This is a genomic window from Pseudoalteromonas sp. C8 (genome assembly GCF_011378685.1).
Taxonomy (GTDB): domain Bacteria; phylum Pseudomonadota; class Gammaproteobacteria; order Enterobacterales; family Alteromonadaceae; genus Pseudoalteromonas; species Pseudoalteromonas arctica.
In genome coordinates this window covers 68174-83999 of sequence record NZ_WTKT01000004.1, presented here as the reverse complement: position 1 = coordinate 83999, position 15826 = coordinate 68174, and the positions used below count along the sequence as shown (strand labels likewise).

The 15826-nt window shown below is 38.3% G+C and carries 11 protein-coding genes; 8 read left to right on the top strand and 3 right to left on the bottom strand.

Annotated features, from left to right (window positions below; translation table 11 throughout):
* Positions 1-486: 486 nt before the first annotated feature.
* The 6 genes from GQR39_RS05540 (at position 487) to GQR39_RS05515 (ending at position 7344) form a co-directional block, all read left to right on the top strand.
* Positions 487-2304, top strand: a complete 1818-nt coding sequence (locus GQR39_RS05540; RefSeq protein WP_165735011.1) for a M14 family metallopeptidase — start codon at positions 487-489, stop codon at positions 2302-2304.
* Position 2305: 1 nt separating this feature from the next.
* Positions 2306-2947, top strand: coding sequence for an MBL fold metallo-hydrolase (locus tag GQR39_RS05535; protein WP_024592375.1), 642 nt, complete (start codon positions 2306-2308; stop codon positions 2945-2947).
* A gap of 107 nt (positions 2948-3054) precedes the next feature.
* Positions 3055-3513 carry an Lrp/AsnC family transcriptional regulator gene (locus GQR39_RS05530; RefSeq protein WP_007375323.1) on the top strand — a complete coding sequence of 153 codons (459 nt, stop codon included), beginning with the start codon at positions 3055-3057 and terminating at the stop codon, positions 3511-3513.
* A 129-nt stretch (positions 3514-3642) separates the two neighbouring features.
* A complete protein-coding gene (locus GQR39_RS05525) occupies positions 3643-5199 on the top strand; it encodes a SulP family inorganic anion transporter (protein WP_010554472.1) in 1557 nt (518 codons plus the stop codon).
* Positions 5200-5450: 251 nt separating this feature from the next.
* Positions 5451-6527, top strand: a complete 1077-nt coding sequence (locus GQR39_RS05520) for a histidine kinase (protein WP_165725850.1) — start codon at positions 5451-5453, stop codon at positions 6525-6527.
* Positions 6520-7344 carry a LytTR family DNA-binding domain-containing protein gene (locus GQR39_RS05515; protein WP_007582688.1) on the top strand — a complete coding sequence of 275 codons (825 nt, stop codon included), beginning with the start codon at positions 6520-6522 and terminating at the stop codon, positions 7342-7344. The genes GQR39_RS05520 and GQR39_RS05515 overlap by 8 nt, the downstream gene beginning before the upstream one ends.
* 68 nt (positions 7345-7412) lie before the next feature.
* Here the strand turns inward: GQR39_RS05515 and pyk are convergent, their stop codons facing one another.
* Positions 7413-8849, bottom strand: a complete 1437-nt coding sequence (pyk, locus tag GQR39_RS05510) for a pyruvate kinase (protein WP_007582689.1) — start codon at positions 8847-8849, stop codon at positions 7413-7415.
* Positions 8850-9226: 377 nt separating this feature from the next.
* Between pyk and gndA the strand changes: the two genes are divergently transcribed.
* Positions 9227-10600, top strand: coding sequence for an NADP-dependent phosphogluconate dehydrogenase (gene gndA, locus GQR39_RS05505; RefSeq protein ID WP_010554474.1), 1374 nt, complete (start codon positions 9227-9229; stop codon positions 10598-10600).
* Between the two features lie 68 nt (positions 10601-10668).
* Here the strand turns inward: gndA and ansA are convergent, their stop codons facing one another.
* Both ansA and sppA read right to left on the bottom strand, forming a co-directional pair.
* Positions 10669-11679, bottom strand: coding sequence for an asparaginase (gene ansA, locus GQR39_RS05500; protein WP_007582693.1), 1011 nt, complete (start codon positions 11677-11679; stop codon positions 10669-10671).
* 82 nt (positions 11680-11761) lie between these two features.
* Positions 11762-13627: a signal peptide peptidase SppA gene (gene sppA, locus GQR39_RS05495; protein ID WP_165735010.1), complete on the bottom strand. Its 1866-nt coding sequence runs from the start codon at positions 13625-13627 to the stop codon at positions 11762-11764.
* A 219-nt stretch (positions 13628-13846) separates the two neighbouring features.
* On the opposite strand from sppA, the gene GQR39_RS05490 reads away from it, so the two are divergent.
* The gene (locus tag GQR39_RS05490; protein ID WP_165735009.1) at positions 13847-15808 is read left to right on the top strand and encodes an NADPH-dependent 2,4-dienoyl-CoA reductase; all 1962 of its coding nucleotides are present in this window, start codon (positions 13847-13849) and stop codon (positions 15806-15808) included.
* Positions 15809-15826: the final 18 nt, after the last annotated feature.

Below are 15826 nucleotides of genomic sequence, written 5' to 3'. Positions count from 1 at the left end.
GCTTTTTCATATAAGTATTAAAAAGGAGCCTATGGCTCCTTTTTTTGTGCCTGTAATTTAATAACTTACACTTTTTTATAGCTGAGCTAAATTAGTTTTCTCAAATTAATACCCATCTGCTTATATGAGCTCTATTTATCGATAAAAAGATACGTTAGAGCAGGGCGAAATTCACTATTTAGTTGTTCTTGGCAATTGCTCCATCATTGCTCACTCTCCTGGATCCATGCAGACGTATATCAGACATTTTTGACGCTGTTAGCGTCAGATGTAATCCCTTAAATTGATTAAGTATTTTTACGAGTTGGTATAAATAGTTATGTAATGAATTACTGTACATTAATAATGTTATATAGCCTTAAAAGACAGGTGTGAATGAGTGACATGTAGTTGGCTGCATTTTTTTGTTGAATCACCGCAGTTTCCTCATTATAAAAAATTTAGTTGATATAGTTTATATAATTAAGGCGTTTGTTAGAGAATTTTATGTTTGCAAGTTTACTAGTTTTATCTGCAAGTGTGGCGTATGACGCACACTTACCTCCATTAATTGAGTGGCAGGGGAAAAGCGTAGAGCTTTTACAAAAACAAGGGCCGCTAACTACTGATTTTGAGCTGTCAGCAGGTGAAGCGTCGCCAGATTATGCAAATACAATGGCATTTGTTGATAGGTTAGTTGCTGCAAACCCTACTCAGTTTCAATCTCAAACCATTGGCTATAGTAATAGCAAGCGTGCAATAAAAATGTTGATTGCCAGTGAGCAAGGCTTTTTTGAAGCAAGGCAAATGGCTAATAGCACTAAGCCAACTATTTTTATTCAGGCGGGAATACATTCTGGTGAAATAGACGGTAAAGATGCCATGTTTATGTTACTCAGAGATATAGCGACGGGTAAGCGCCGTGACATTTTAAAAAAGGTAAACATATTATTTATTCCTATTTTAAATGTAGATGGACACGAACGTAGCAGTGCATTCAATCGCATCAATCAACGGGGCCCTACAAAAATGGGCTTTAGAACAAATGCTAATAACCTTAATTTAAATCGTGATTTTACTAAATTAGATACCCCAGAAGTTAGAAGTGTTCTAAAGGTTATTAACGACTACAACCCAAATTTATATATTGATGTACACGTAACCGACGGCGCAGATTACCAATACGATGTGACTTATGGCTACAATCCGGTATTTTCAAGCGAGTCGCCTGCGGTATCTGATGCACTAAACCATTTTTTTAAGCCTCTGATTGACGATACGCTAGCTAAGCAAGGGCACATGCCAGGGCCACTTGTTTTTGTTATGGACAAGCGCGACTTTAAAAAAGGATTAGCGGGATGGGTTGCTACGCCGCGCTTTTCAAATGGTTGGGGTGATTTAAAGTCATTACCGACTATTTTAGTTGAAAATCATTCATTGAAGCCTTACAAGCAACGTGTATTAGGAACTTACGTATTTTTAGATGGTGCTATTACTGCGCTATCAAAGCACAGTCATGAATTAGCTAATGCAGTAAAAAAAGAACAGGAATTTGTTCCTAAACAGTTAATAGTAAAGCGTGGCTATGCCAAGCAAGCTGATACGATTGCGCAGTTTAAAGGTATTGAGTATTCATCAAGCATGAATGCGCTCTCAGGCCAAAATGAAGTGAAGTATTTGGGTAAAGCACATACATATACCGACTTACCTATTTATTGGCAAAAAGATGTACAACATACAGTTGAAGTACCTAAAGCTTTTTTTATTCCGCCTGTATATCGCAATATTATTAAGAAACTAAAGTTACATGGTGTCTCTATTAATAAACTTGAAGGGGCAAACACACAACCTTTAAAAGTAGCAAAGGTGGCAGACTACACGTTTGATAAAGCACCATTTGAAGGCCGTTTTAGAGTGTCAGCAAGTTTTGATTATGTCCCTGCAATAAATGTAGATTTAGATGGTTGGTATCAAGTCAATACTCAACAAAAAGCAGGTGAGCTTGCTGTGCATTTATTGCATCCTGAAGCACCAGATTCGTTTTTTGCATGGGGGGAATTTAATACTATTTTTCAGCGTACTGAGTATATGGAAAACTATGCACTAATTCCGTTTGCACGCCAAATGCTAAAAGACAATCCAAAGCTAGCGCTTAAGTTTGATGAAAAGCTTAAAGATAAATCGTTCGCAAGCGACGCTGATGCGAGATTAAACTGGTTATATGAGCAAAGTCCATTTTATGATCAAGCGTACTTAAAGTACCCAATATTGATGTCATTTGAAGAAGAAGTTGTTATCCCGGATCAAAAAAGTAAAGAAATCTAATATGCAAATTATAACCATACCCGTCACTGCATTTGCACAAAATAGTCGTATTATTTGGTGTAGTGAAACTAAACAAGCCGTAGTCATAGACCCAGGTGGCGACCCTGATAAAATAGTAGCAGCCCTTAATGAGCATAAACTAGAATTAAGTGCTATTTGGTTAACGCACGGGCATTTAGATCATGTGGGTGGGGCTGATATTTTACGTAATCAATTTAACGTACAAATTATTGGCCCACAAAAAGATGAGTACTTCTGGTTTGAAAACTTACCTATGCAAGCACAAATGTTCGGGTTTAAACCCATTGAGCCTTTTTATCCGGATATTTGGCTAAACCATAACGACACCGTGAGCGTAGGTAAACTTAGCTTTTTAGTGAAGCATTGCCCAGGGCATACACCTGGTCATATTGTGTTTTATCAACAAGACAATGAATGCGTTATTGTAGGTGATGTTATTTTTAAAGGCTCAGTAGGGCGAACTGATTTCCCTAAGGGGAACAGCGAACAACTTATAGAGTCGATTAAGACGCATATTCTAACCTTACCTGATAATACTAAAATATTGGCAGGGCATGGGAGCGACACTACGGTTGGATTTGAAAAACAAACAAATCCTTTTGTGAGTGGTAAGTTTGGTTAAGTTACTTATTTGAAGTTTGGCAAACTGCATAAAAATTAAAAATAAGCAGACTGAGTTTTAAAATGGTTGTATAATTTAACCAGTTTATTTGATAAATAAGAAATAAAATGTCTCTAAATCACGTAGATCGCCAAATATTGGCACTTTTACAACAAGATGCTAGTTTATCAACCGCAGAAATTGCTGATAAAGTAGGCTTGTCTCAGTCTCCATGCTGGCGTCGAATTGCCAAGCTAGAGCAAGATGGTTATATAAAAAGCAAAGTGGCTCTTTTAGATGAGAAAAAACTTGGCTTTGATATGCTTGTATATGCACATGTGCGCTTATCAAATCACGGTAAAAAGAACCTTGCTGAATTTGAAAAACTTATAATGAGTTATGATCAAGTAACAGAGTGTTACACCATGGCCGGAACAATGGACTTTATGCTACGCATAATTTCACAAGGCATAGAAGGTTATGAGCACTTTGTACGCGATAATTTACTAAGCTTAGAATATGTACAAGAAGTACATTCTAATGTAACAATGACATGTGTAAAACGCAGTACTTCCCTCCCTTTATAAAAGCACTTCTTTTAAAAGCTAAACCTCTTTTAGTTTAGTTTAACCACATAATGACAATTGTTAACTGAGCGCTAATTTGGTAGAATTTAGCGCTTTTTTTGATACCCATTACACCATTTGAGGAACTCAATGTTTAACTTACTCAGTAGGGCGCCTAGCTCTGCTAAAAACGATATTCTATCTGGATTAACTGTGGCGCTAGCCTTGGTGCCAGAAGCTGTTGCGTTTGCCTTTGTTGCAAATGTAGAACCTTTAGTTGGTCTATATGCCGCGTTTATCGTTGGTTTAATCACGGCTATATTTGGTGGCCGCCCTGGTATGATTTCAGGTGCAACCGGTGCACTAGCTGTTGTTATGGTAAGTTTAGTGCTTGATCATGGTGTTGAGTATTTATTTGCGACCGTATTGCTCATGGGCATACTGCAGATACTCGCGGGTGTATTTAAACTCGGTAAGTTTATCCGCATGGTTCCTCATCCGGTAATGCTTGGTTTTGTAAACGGCTTAGCTATTGTTATTTTTCTTGCTCAGTTAGGACAATTTAAAGTGCCTGATGGTATGGGCGGACAAGAATGGATGACGGGTAACCCGTTATATATTATGCTTGGTTTAGTGGCTTTAACCATGGCTATTATTCAGTTTTTACCTAAACTAACAACGGCTGTACCCTCTACATTAGTCGCTATTATTACAGTGACTGCTTTAGTCATTGGTTTGGATTTAGAAGCGCATACTGTAGTTGATTTCTTAAAAGGAATGACAGGCGACGAAGCTGCAACAATTGCAGGCGGTTTACCTCAGTTTCATATTCCTATGGTGCCGTTTACTTTCGAAACGCTACAAATTATTTTTCCTTATGCACTTATTTTAGCGGCTATTGGTTTAATTGAATCATTATTAACGCTTAGCTTAATTGACGAGATTACAGAAACTCGCGGTCATAGTAATAAAGAGTGTATAGGCCAAGGCGCTGCAAATATTACTTGTGGTATGTTTGGTGCTATGGGTGGTTGTGCAATGATTGGTCAATCAATGATCAACATTAACTCAGGTGGTCGTTCTCGCTTATCGGGTATAAGTGCTGCATTGATGTTGCTTGCGTTCATCATATTCGCTTCAAGCTTAATTGAGATGATCCCACTAGCTGCACTTGTTGGTGTTATGTTTATGGTTGTATTAGGTACGTTTGAATGGGCCAGCTTTAAAATGATGAAGCGTGTGCCTCTATCAGACGCTTTCGTAATAGTACTTGTATCGGGTGTGACTGTTATTACCGATTTAGCGATTGCAGTATGTGTAGGTGTTATTGTATCTGCATTAGTATTTGCTTGGCAGCATGCTAAGCACATATACACAACTAACTATATTGATGAAGAAGGCGCTAAAGTATATGAGTTACATGGCCCGCTTTTCTTTGGTTCAGTTAAAAACTTTGCAGAGTTATTTGATGTTAAAAATGACCCTAAAAATGTAATTGTTGAATTTAAGCATAGCCGCGTATCTGATCACAGTGCAATAGAAGCAATTGACACACTTGCTGATAAGTACACAAAAGCAGGTAAACAACTTCACTTACGTCACTTAAGTAAAGACTGTACGCAGTTGTTGCATAAAGCACGTGATTTGGTTGAAGTGAATGTGATTGAAGATCCAACATACAAAGTAGCATCAGACAAACTAGCTTAATTTACACAAAGCTATTTATATTTAAAAAGCGAAAGGTGAATAACCTTTCGCTTTTTTAGTGTATCTACTATTTGTTTGCGGTAAGACTATTAAAAAGCAAGGTAGGCTGTAGTGCTATGCAAACTCATAAATCTATATAATAAGACTATCTGATTTTATTGAAATTAGCTCTACATAGGTAAAAATAATAAAGAATAACAAGCGCCTATTTTATGGAATTAGTCTTTAACTATACGGAGTAAACATCTATTTTGAACTGGCAATCTTTAGTCGATAACAGACAGCGCTTTTTTTGGCTTTTGCAAATTGCAGGCTGGATTGGTTATGCGTTAGTAAATTATATTGGCTCTAAAGTATTTGAAATGCGTGATATATACGTATTTGTTATTTTATTAAATGCTTACGCTGGTTGCTTAATGACAGTACCGCTTAGGTATATTTACCGTAAAATTTGGAATGCCTCGCCTTGGGTATTAATGATTGTAGTATTTGGTGCCTCTTATATAACGGGCACTCTATGGGCTGTCGTTCAAAAATTTAATTTGTGGGAAATATACCGCCATGGTTATAGACCAGAGGAGTGGTTTTATTACCTGCAGCAAGGCTTAGATTCTGTATATATTATTTTATGTTGGAGTGGTTTGTACTTTGGCGTTAAATATTATCAGTTATTACAAAGTGAGCGACAAAAAGCGTTAAAGGCCACAACTATGGCACACGAAGCGCAACTAAAAATGCTCAGGTATCAGCTCAATCCCCATTTTTTATTCAATACACTTAACGCTATTTCTACTTTAATTTTGGTTAAAGAAAACAAAGATGCTAACTTAATGGTAGCAAGGCTAAGTGACTTTCTACGTTATACATTAAATACCGATCCAATAAAGAAAGTACCGCTAGAGCAAGAGTTACATGCACTCATGCTTTACTTAGAAATAGAACGTGTACGTTTTGATGAGCGATTAAAGGTAAATGTAGATATAAGCGAGCAGGCTAAAGAGGCTTTAGTACCGAGCTTAATTTTGCAACCTATTATAGAAAACGCGATTAAATATGCTATTGCCCATCTAACAGAAGGTGGAGTAATTGATATAAAAGCACAGGTATTTGCGAATGAGTTATTACTAGAAGTGGGCGACAACGGCCCAGGTACTGACATACTCGATGGCCAATTAGTTAACGCTCAAGGCGTAGGTGTCGCTAATACCAAAGATAGATTAAAAACGTTGTATGAAAATAATTATTCGTTTGTATTATCACATAATACGCCAAGTGGATTAAAAGTTAATCTGCGAGTACCTTTTGAGAAGGCTGTGAAAAATGACTAAAATAAAAACACTCATTGTTGATGACGAACCGTTAGCACGAAAAGGTTTAGCGGTAAGGCTCGAAGAATACTCTGATATTGAAGTAATTAAATTGTGTAGTTCAGGCGCTGATGCAATTGAAATGTGTCAAAGCGAGAAAATTGATTTGGTTTTTTTAGATATTCAAATGCCAGGTATGAATGGCTTTGAAGTAGCAAGAGCCCTTAGCGAAAGCTCAAAAGCATTACCAGCGATTGTATTTGTAACGGCCTTTGACCAGTTTGCTGTAAAAGCGTTTGAAATTCATGCTCTCGATTACATTTTAAAACCCGTTGATGATAACAGACTAAAACAGGCGGTAGAAAAAGTGCATACCTACTTAAAAACGCAGCAAGACAACGCCCATAAGAAAAAACTAGCGAGTTTTGTAGCCGGTATTACTGGTAACAATTGCGAAGAAATACTTAAAAAATTAGCCACTGGCGATATGCTAACAGACAGACGTTACCCAGAATCGCTTGCTGTAAAAGAGCAGGGTGAAATTATACGGGTACCTGTAGCGACTATCCAATGGGTTGATGCAGCAGGTGACTATATGTGTTTACACTGTGAAGACGGACAAACGCATATTCTACGTAAAACAATGAAAGAGCTTGAGCAAGAGCTCGACCCTCAGTTATTTGTGCGTGTGCACCGCAGCGCAATAGTAAATACAAAACAAATTAGTAAACTGGTTACACAAGTAAGTGGTGAGTATTTATTAGTACTTGAAAATGGCCAAGAATTAAAAGTGAGCCGTAGCTACCGAGATAAGGTTAAAGCGGCGTTAGCAAGTTAAGGCTAACGCTTTTATTACAGACACAAAAAATGCGAGCTAAGCTCGCATTTTTTATATTCGGCGTTTAATTACGCAACAGTTACAATTTTCATTGTGTTAGTTGCGCCCACAGTTTCCATTGAGTCACCGTGAGTAATAATTACTGTATCGCCAGACTGTAAAGACCCTTGAGAAACTAAAGTATCAAGCGCGGCTTTTACCATACCGTCTTTTTCAGTTTTTGTAGAATCAAAAAATACTGGGTAAACACCACGATAAAGTGCTGTTTGACCTAATGTACTCGCATGACGTGAAAGCGAGTAGATTGGTAAGCCTGAGCTGATACGCGACATTAATTTAGCCGTACTACCAGATTCAGTAAGTGTGATAATTGCTTTAACAGAATCTAAGTGATTAGCTGCATACATAGCAGAAAGCGCAATTGATTCAGCATTGTTAGAAAAGCGACTATCTAAACGGTGTTTAGAAACGTGCGTTTCTTTTTGCGATTCAGCACCTAAACAAACGCGTGCCATAGTCGCAACTGTTTCTTCAGGATAATCACCTGCAGCTGTTTCAGCTGAAAGCATTACAGCATCTGTTCCATCAAGAACAGCATTTGCAACATCCATAACTTCTGCACGTGTAGGCATAGGGTTATCGATCATCGATTCCATCATTTGCGTTGCTGTTACTACAGTACGGTTTAATGAACGAGCACGACGAATAATTAGTTTTTGCTTGCCCATAAGAGCAGCATCACCAATTTCAACACCTAAATCACCACGAGCAACCATTACAGCGTCAGACGCTAAAATGATGTCATCAACAGCTTCTTGGGTTTCAACGGCTTCAGCACGTTCAATTTTAGCAAGTAACTGTGCTTTTGAACCAGCAGCTTCAGCAAGTGAGCGTACGTAGCGCATATCGTCGCCACTACGTGGGAATGATACGGCAATGTAATCTACGTCAATTTCAGCGGCAGTTATTAAATCTTCTTTGTCTTTTTCAGTAAATGCTGGAGCAGTTAAGCCACCACCTAAACGGTTAATACCTTTATTGTTAGATAAAACACCGCCAACAGTGACTGTACAATGCACTAAATGGCCAGCTACTTCATCAACACTTAATTGAATAAGGCCATCGTTTAGAAGTAGTAAATCGTTAGGGCTTACATCGTTAGGTAATTCTTTATAATCAATACCTACAGAGTTTATGTCGCCTTCGCCTTTTTCCATTTTTGCATCAAGGGTAAATTTTGCACCCACAGCAAGCGTTACTTTACCTTCTTTAAAAGTAGAAACGCGGATTTTAGGGCCTTGAAGGTCAGCAAGGATAGCAATATGCTTGCCTAATCTTTTTGCAATATCGCGTACAGCTTGTGCACGGTCTTTATGATCTTGGGCAACACCATGTGAGAAGTTTAAACGTACTACATTAGCCCCAGCGATAATAATTTTTTCTAAGTTGTTATCTCTATCGGTAGCAGGTCCAAGGGTAGCGACTATTTTCGTGCGTCTTAGCATCAATTTCTCCTGTTTGCTTGGTGAAAGCATGTTGACGTTATTTTGTTGACTTAAAATATCTATATTAGAATAAAATATTTTAGTTATGTGCAAACTTCAAAGGTTTGCCACTATTTTATACAAAACTATTGTGTCATCATTATGACACCGGTGTCAGAATGCGTCAATGATCTTAATTTCAATTAGCTTTGCTTTTAGTCACCCCGAGACCATTGATGTTTGATATAATTACGTAGCTTATTTATCTGTAATAAAAAAGCATGTTGTATTGACTCATAATTAGTATTTTATGACTGTATGAGTATAATGTACGCGGTATTATTTAATTTATACACTGAATTTTCTAACCAAATAGTTGTTACCGAGGAGGACACTAGATGCAAGTTGCATTAGTAGGGTTAGGCGTTATGGGAAAAAATCTTGCCCTAAACTTGATTGAAAAAGGGATAACGCTAGTCGCTTATGACAAAAACCCACATGCGGGTGAAGAGTTACTAAGTTGTGCTAAATCTCAAGGCATGGCTGATAGGCTTCACATTGTCTCTGATTTAAGAGACATGGTAAGGCGTTTAGAGGCACCTCGTTCTATTTTATTACTTGTTCCTGCTGGTGAGTTAGTTGATACAGTTTGTAATGAACTTGTAGAGGCCGGCGTTAACTGTGACGATATGATAGTCGATTGCGGTAATAGTAATTATAAAGACGGTATAACGCGTAAACTTAAATACCAAAATAAATTTGAATTTGCCACTATGGGAATTTCTGGCGGTGCAGAAGGCGCTCGCCATGGTCCTGCAATGATGGCAAGTGGTTCTGAGGGTGGTTGGGAACGTATTGAGCCATGGTTTGAAAAAGTAGCTGCTAGCTATAATGGCGACTCGTGTTTTGCACGTGTTGGTCAATCAGCAAGTGGTCATTTTGTAAAAATGGTTCACAACGGTATTGAATACGCACTTATGCAACTTATTGCAGAAGTGTACCAATTACTTCGTTTAGGCACTAATCGTTCTCCAAAAGAAGTGGCTGAGATATTTAATGACTGGTCAGAAGGTCAATTAAATAGCTACTTACTGTCTATTTCTAGCCACATATTGTCACTTGAAAATCATAATAATGTACCGCTTGCGGACTTAATTGATAATAAAGTTGGCGCTAAAGGTACTGGTCTTTGGACTGCGCAAAATGCACTAGAACTTGGTATTGCAGTTCCTTCACTTGTTGCTGCTGTACAAGCTCGTCATTTAACTAATGCATGTAATACAACGGCTGCACAAGAGATGACGTATGCATCTAAATCAACTAACAATGTTGAAATTGATTTAGAAGAGCTAAAAGAAGCGTTCTTACTTGCAAGCTTACTAGCGTATCGCCAAGGTTTAGCGTTAATTAAAGGTGCATCACGTACTCATCAGTGGAAAGTTGATTTATCTAAAACGCTTCAAACGTGGCGTGCTGGTTGTATTATTCGTGCTGACTACCTTGATAGCGTTGCACAAGGTGTTGAATTTATTGATACCCTTGAGAAAGAGTCTAACTCTTTGCGCAAAATTACCGGACAAGCAATAATGACTGGTTTAGCATTCCCTGTATTGGGTGCTACACAAACGTATTTAGCAACATTAACCACACCGAGTAATGGGCATTTAGTTCAAGCCCAGCGTGATTACTTTGGTGAGCACGGCGTTAAAACCCATAGCGGTGAAACATGCCATTTAACTGACCTAGTAGATATCGACGCTAAAGTTAGATAATAAACAGTTGTTTAAAACGATAAAGGCACGCTATTTAGCGTGCCTTTTGTATTTTAGTCCTGCGAAATTTAACGGCTTAACTCACCACGTAAATTGTCTTGCATTAAATGACGAATCGTCTCTACTTCTAGCTTTTGGCTAAATAAATAATGTAATTTAGTTAAACATGCTTCAAGGGTCATATCGTACCCACTAATAACACCAATATTTAACAGTGCATTACCCGTTGCATAGCCGCCCATATTTACATGGCCTTTTAAGCACTGGGTTAAATTAACAATAACGACGCCACGTTTACTTGCCTCTTCAAGTATTGATAAAAAGTTAGGATCTTGCGGTGCATTACCTACACCAAAACTAAGCAACACCAGGGCTTTAATATTGCCGTTAACTAAGCTTTTAACCACTTCTTGACTAATACCAGGGTATAAATAAAGCACACCAATGGGTTGAGGTGTAATAGGGGTAACTTGCAGCTCATTTTCAACATAAGGACTAAGTTGGCCTTTAATAAGTTGAATACTAATACCCGATAACGCTAAGGGGTCAAGATTAGGCGACGCAAATGCATTAAATCCATCGGCGTGGGCTTTAGTTGCTCTGTTACCTCTAAACAGTTGGTTATTAAAAAATAGACTTACTTCTGCAATTGGATAATTTGCCGCTAGATACATTGCATTCAGAAGGTTTACTTGGCCATCTGAGCGTAATTGAGAAAGCGGAATTTGTGAGCCAGTTACAATTACAGGTTTAGTTAGATTTTCGAACATAAACGATAGTGCTGAGGCTGTATACGCCATTGTATCGGTGCCATGAAGCACAACAAAACCATCATAATCTTGGTATTTATCTTTAATGTCATCAGCAATAAGTTGCCAATGCTCAGGAGACATATCTGAAGAATCTATAAGAGGGCAGTATTCGTGAATATCAAACAAAGGCATTTCATCACGGTTAAACTCTGCGTTGTTCACTACGGTTTCTGTTAAAAAACCTTCAGCAGGAATATAACCTCGACTCGATTTTTTCATACCTATAGTACCGCCAGTATAAGCGATATAAATGCGTTTACGTTTCATAAAAAAAGCCCAGTAAAAAAACTGGGCTTAGTATAACGTTAAGTAACTTTAAATACAGCTGATTAGGTAAAGCTATGCACTTTTATTGTGCAACGTTACACACTAAACAGCGTGCATATACACCTTGTGGATCGTTGTAATCTTTAAGGTTTTCAACTTCAGTACTTAATTGGTTAATAACGCTTTGCAAGTTAGCTTGCGTTGCTAACACAGATGTTTTTTGTGTTTGTAAACCAAGCATCGATTTAATAGACGCGTTACCAAAAATGTTTTGAATCATTTTTTCTTGCGAGCTTAAATCTTGTTTAATGGTTTTAACTTCATAGTGATTAAGTTTTGCAAGTGCTGCGGCTGCTTTTATAGCATCTTGTTTATCACCAAGTTTGTCTACTAAACCCAGTTCAAGTGCTTGAGATGCAATCCATACGCGGCCTTGGGCAATTTTATCAACTTGCTCAGGCGTCATATTACGGGCATCAGCGACAACGTTTAAAAAGCGACCGTATGCTTCTTCAACGCTCATCTGAATTACTTGACCCATTTTTTCGTTTAGGGGACGAGTGATAGAAAAACCAGCCATTTCGGTTGTTGCAACGCCATCTGAATAAACACCAATTTTAGATAAGGTTTTTTCAAATGTCATAAACGTACCAAATACACCAATTGAACCTGTAATAGTACTCGGTGCTGCCCAGATTTCGTTTGCAGCAGAGGCAATCCAATAACCACCTGATGCAGCTACAGAGCTCATAGAGGCAATAACAGGCTTACCAGCAGCTTTAAGCGCTAATACTTCTGCACGAATAACTTCAGAGGCAAACATACTACCGCCACCTGAATCAATGCGCAGTACAACCGCTTTAACTTTGTCATCAAGGCGTGCTTTACGAAGTAGGGCTGCTGTAGAGTCGCCACCAATTTCGCCAGCTTTACGCTCACCATCAACAATTGTACCTTTAGCAACTACAACGGCGACTTTTTCGGTAATAGGGTTATCAAATTCAATCGGTGGTTTAACCAAGCTTAAGTATTCACGAAATGAAACTTGCTTAAATGTTTTGCCATCTTCTTGTGCGCCAACTAAATCAATTAATTGTTTGCGAACTTGTTGATTTGTTTTTAAAGAATCAACCCACTGGTGGTCAAGTGCATATTTACCTGCATCGCCATCTGCAGCTTTCATTTTTTCAAGATATACGTCCATTGTCTCGTCGAAATTTGACTCATCAAATGGGCGAACCGCAGCAACATCTTGTTTGTATTCGCTCCAAAGAGCGCCTAACCAAACACGGTTAGCTTCTTTGGCTGCTTCAGACATGTCGTTACGAATGAAAGGTTCTACTGCTGACTTAAATGTACCAACACGGAAAATATGCTGCGTTACTTCAAGCTTTTCAAGTGCATCTTTAAAGTAAAGCGGATACATGCCGTAACCTTCAATACCTATGCTACCGTATGGGTGCATAGCTATTTCATCAGCATGTGATGCAATATAGTATTGTGCTTGGGTATAGTAATAACCCGATGCAATCACTTTTTTGCCAGCTTGTTTAAATGCATCGATAGCATTGGTAATTTGCTTAAGTTTGTTTAAATGCGCTTTAGGCATTTCTTGTAAATCAAGCAGCATCACCGTAATGCGATCGTCTTTAGTCGCTTCGTTTATTACTTCAACAATATCGTCGAGTAATATTTCGCTTGGCGCTTCAGAACCAGAAGTAGCATCACTAATTGCAGCTTCGACCGGATCTATGTATGTTTTTTCTTCAACAATAGGGCCATTTAGGTTAAGCCTAAGCACAGAGCCATTTTCAACTATTATTTTATCGTCGTCACTTGAGAGTGACACTAAGAAAACAATTACCAGTAATAAAAACAGAATGTTGAGTATTAAACGACGAGAAAAGTTAATTCCAGCCCAAATACCTTTAAATACCTTTGCTATCAAAATAGCTCCTTAATTTGGTACAGTTAATACATTAGTTCCATCTTAGCCTAGAATAAAAATAAATTTAACTGCTAAATCGTAACGAAGTGTTTATGAGGTGCTATTAATACATGTTTTTATAGCTTTTTTTAATTAAATGAAGGCACATATTGCTTATTACTTGCCATTAAAGCAGAATTAGCTAATGTATACAGGTTAGACCAGTTAACGGGACACAAGATGTTAGAACAACAATTACAATTAAAACACACACAATTACGTAACCGCTTAGTTATGGGCTCAATGCATACAGGCCTTGAAGAGGGATGGCATAACCGCAAACGCTTACGTGCATTTTACGAAGCACGTGCAAAAGGCGGCACTGCAATGTTAATTACGGGCGGATACAGCCCTAATTTACGTGGCAAATTAACACCTATTTCATCTTCATTTAATAGTTATTACGATGTATTTAAGCACCGCGCTTACACAGATGCTGTGCATAAACACGGCGGAAAAATTTGTTTGCAATTATTACATGCTGGACGTTATGCGTACCATCCATTCAATCAGGCACCAAGTGCAATAAAAGCACCTATTAATCCTTATAAACCTAAAGCTATGACGCTTGGCTCGATTAAAAAAACAATTAAAGACTTTGCGCACTCTGCCTATATGGCTGAAAAAGCCGGCTACGATGGCGTTGAAGTTATGGGTTCTGAAGGGTATTTGATTAATGAGTTTATGGCGCCGCACACCAATAAACGTGAAGATGAATTTGGTGGCAGCCTAGAAAATAGAATGCGACTTGCGCTTGAAATAGTTAAAGCTGTAAGAGCAAAAGTATCTGAGCAATTCTTAATCATTTTTAGATTGTCGGTTATTGATTTAATTCCAAACGGCTCAACGCCAGAGGAAGTTGTCATTCAAGCTACCGAGCTTGAAAAAGCGGGCGTTGATATTTTTAACACAGGTATTGGTTGGCACGAAGCGCGTGTACCGACTATTGCGAGTATGGTGCCGCCAGGTGCATTTAAAGAAGCATCAAAACGTTTAAAAGACGTGGTGAGCGTGCCAGTTATTGCTGTTAACCGAATTAATACTCCAGAAATAGCTAACGATATTTTAAATGCAGGCGAGGCTGATTTAATTTCTATGGCAAGGCCGCTACTTGCCGATCCAGAGTTTTTTAATAAATACGCAAATAATCAATCTAAGCAAATTAATATTTGTATAGGGTGTAACCAAGGTTGTCTAGATCACGTATTTAAAAATAAACGTGCTACGTGTTTAGTTAATCCACAAGCTGCATTTGAGCTAGATTACCCGTTAGAGCAAGCAACCAAAGCTAAAAATGTATTAGTAGTCGGCGCAGGCCCTGCTGGTTTATCGGCAAGTTGTTACTTGGCTCAAAAAGGGCATAACGTCACGCTAATTGACCAAAAACCGCAAATGGGTGGCCAATTTAATTTAGCTATGCAAATACCAGGTAAAGAAGACTTTAACCATACTCTTACTTACTTCACTAATGAGCTTGAGCGATTAAAAGTAACTGTAGAGCTTGGTAAAGCTTACGACGATTCAATGCTTAAAAACTATGACGATATTGTATTTGCAACTGGCGTTCGCCCACGTGAAGCATCAATTAAATGTAGCGATGATAAGCGTGTGTTTGCTTATGACGAAGTTATACGCGGCGAAGTAGAGCTTGGTAAATCAATTGCCATTTTAGGTGCCGGTGGTATTGGTTTTGATATGGTTGCGTTTTTAAGCGAACATAAATCGCAAACTATTAGCGAGTTTAAAACGCAATGGGGTATTGAGTGTGAAGCCCAACCACATAAAGACGAACGTCAATTGTATATGTTAAAACGCAGTGCGGGTCGTTTTGGTAGCGAGCTTGGTAAAACAACGGGTTGGATACATCGCCAAGTTGCTAAGCAGCATGGCGTTAAGCAAATTGCTGATTGCCAATACCAAAGCTTTGATAAAAGCGGACTAACTATTAATGTTGCTGGTGAAACTCAAGTACTGCCAGTAGACACTGTTATTGCCTGTATTGGCCAGGTTTCTAATAACGAAGTGCTAGAAAATTACACAGATAACGCAAAGGTACATGTTATAGGCGGCGCTAAACTAGCTGCTGCTATTGATGCCAAACGCGCTATTTTTGAAGCACTTCAGGTCGCTAGAAGTATTTAAGCTTTGTAAACAAATTGA

Excerpts from the sequence above, each read along its gene's own strand:
- GQR39_RS05540 (WP_165735011.1), top strand. The coding sequence starts at position 487 with ATGTTTGCAAGTTTACTAGTTTTATCTGCAAGTGTGGCGTATGACGCA.
- GQR39_RS05535 (WP_024592375.1), top strand. The coding sequence starts at position 2,306 with ATGCAAATTATAACCATACCCGTCACTGCATTTGCACAAAATAGTCGT.
- GQR39_RS05530 (WP_007375323.1), top strand. The coding sequence starts at position 3,055 with ATGTCTCTAAATCACGTAGATCGCCAAATATTGGCACTTTTACAACAA.
- GQR39_RS05525 (WP_010554472.1), top strand. The coding sequence starts at position 3,643 with ATGTTTAACTTACTCAGTAGGGCGCCTAGCTCTGCTAAAAACGATATT.
- GQR39_RS05515 (WP_007582688.1), top strand. The coding sequence starts at position 6,520 with ATGACTAAAATAAAAACACTCATTGTTGATGACGAACCGTTAGCACGA.
- pyk (WP_007582689.1), bottom strand. The coding sequence starts at position 8,849 with ATGCTAAGACGCACGAAAATAGTCGCTACCCTTGGACCTGCTACCGAT.
- gndA (WP_010554474.1), top strand. The coding sequence starts at position 9,227 with ATGCAAGTTGCATTAGTAGGGTTAGGCGTTATGGGAAAAAATCTTGCC.
- ansA (WP_007582693.1), bottom strand. The coding sequence starts at position 11,679 with ATGAAACGTAAACGCATTTATATCGCTTATACTGGCGGTACTATAGGT.
- GQR39_RS05490 (WP_165735009.1), top strand. The coding sequence starts at position 13,847 with ATGTTAGAACAACAATTACAATTAAAACACACACAATTACGTAACCGC.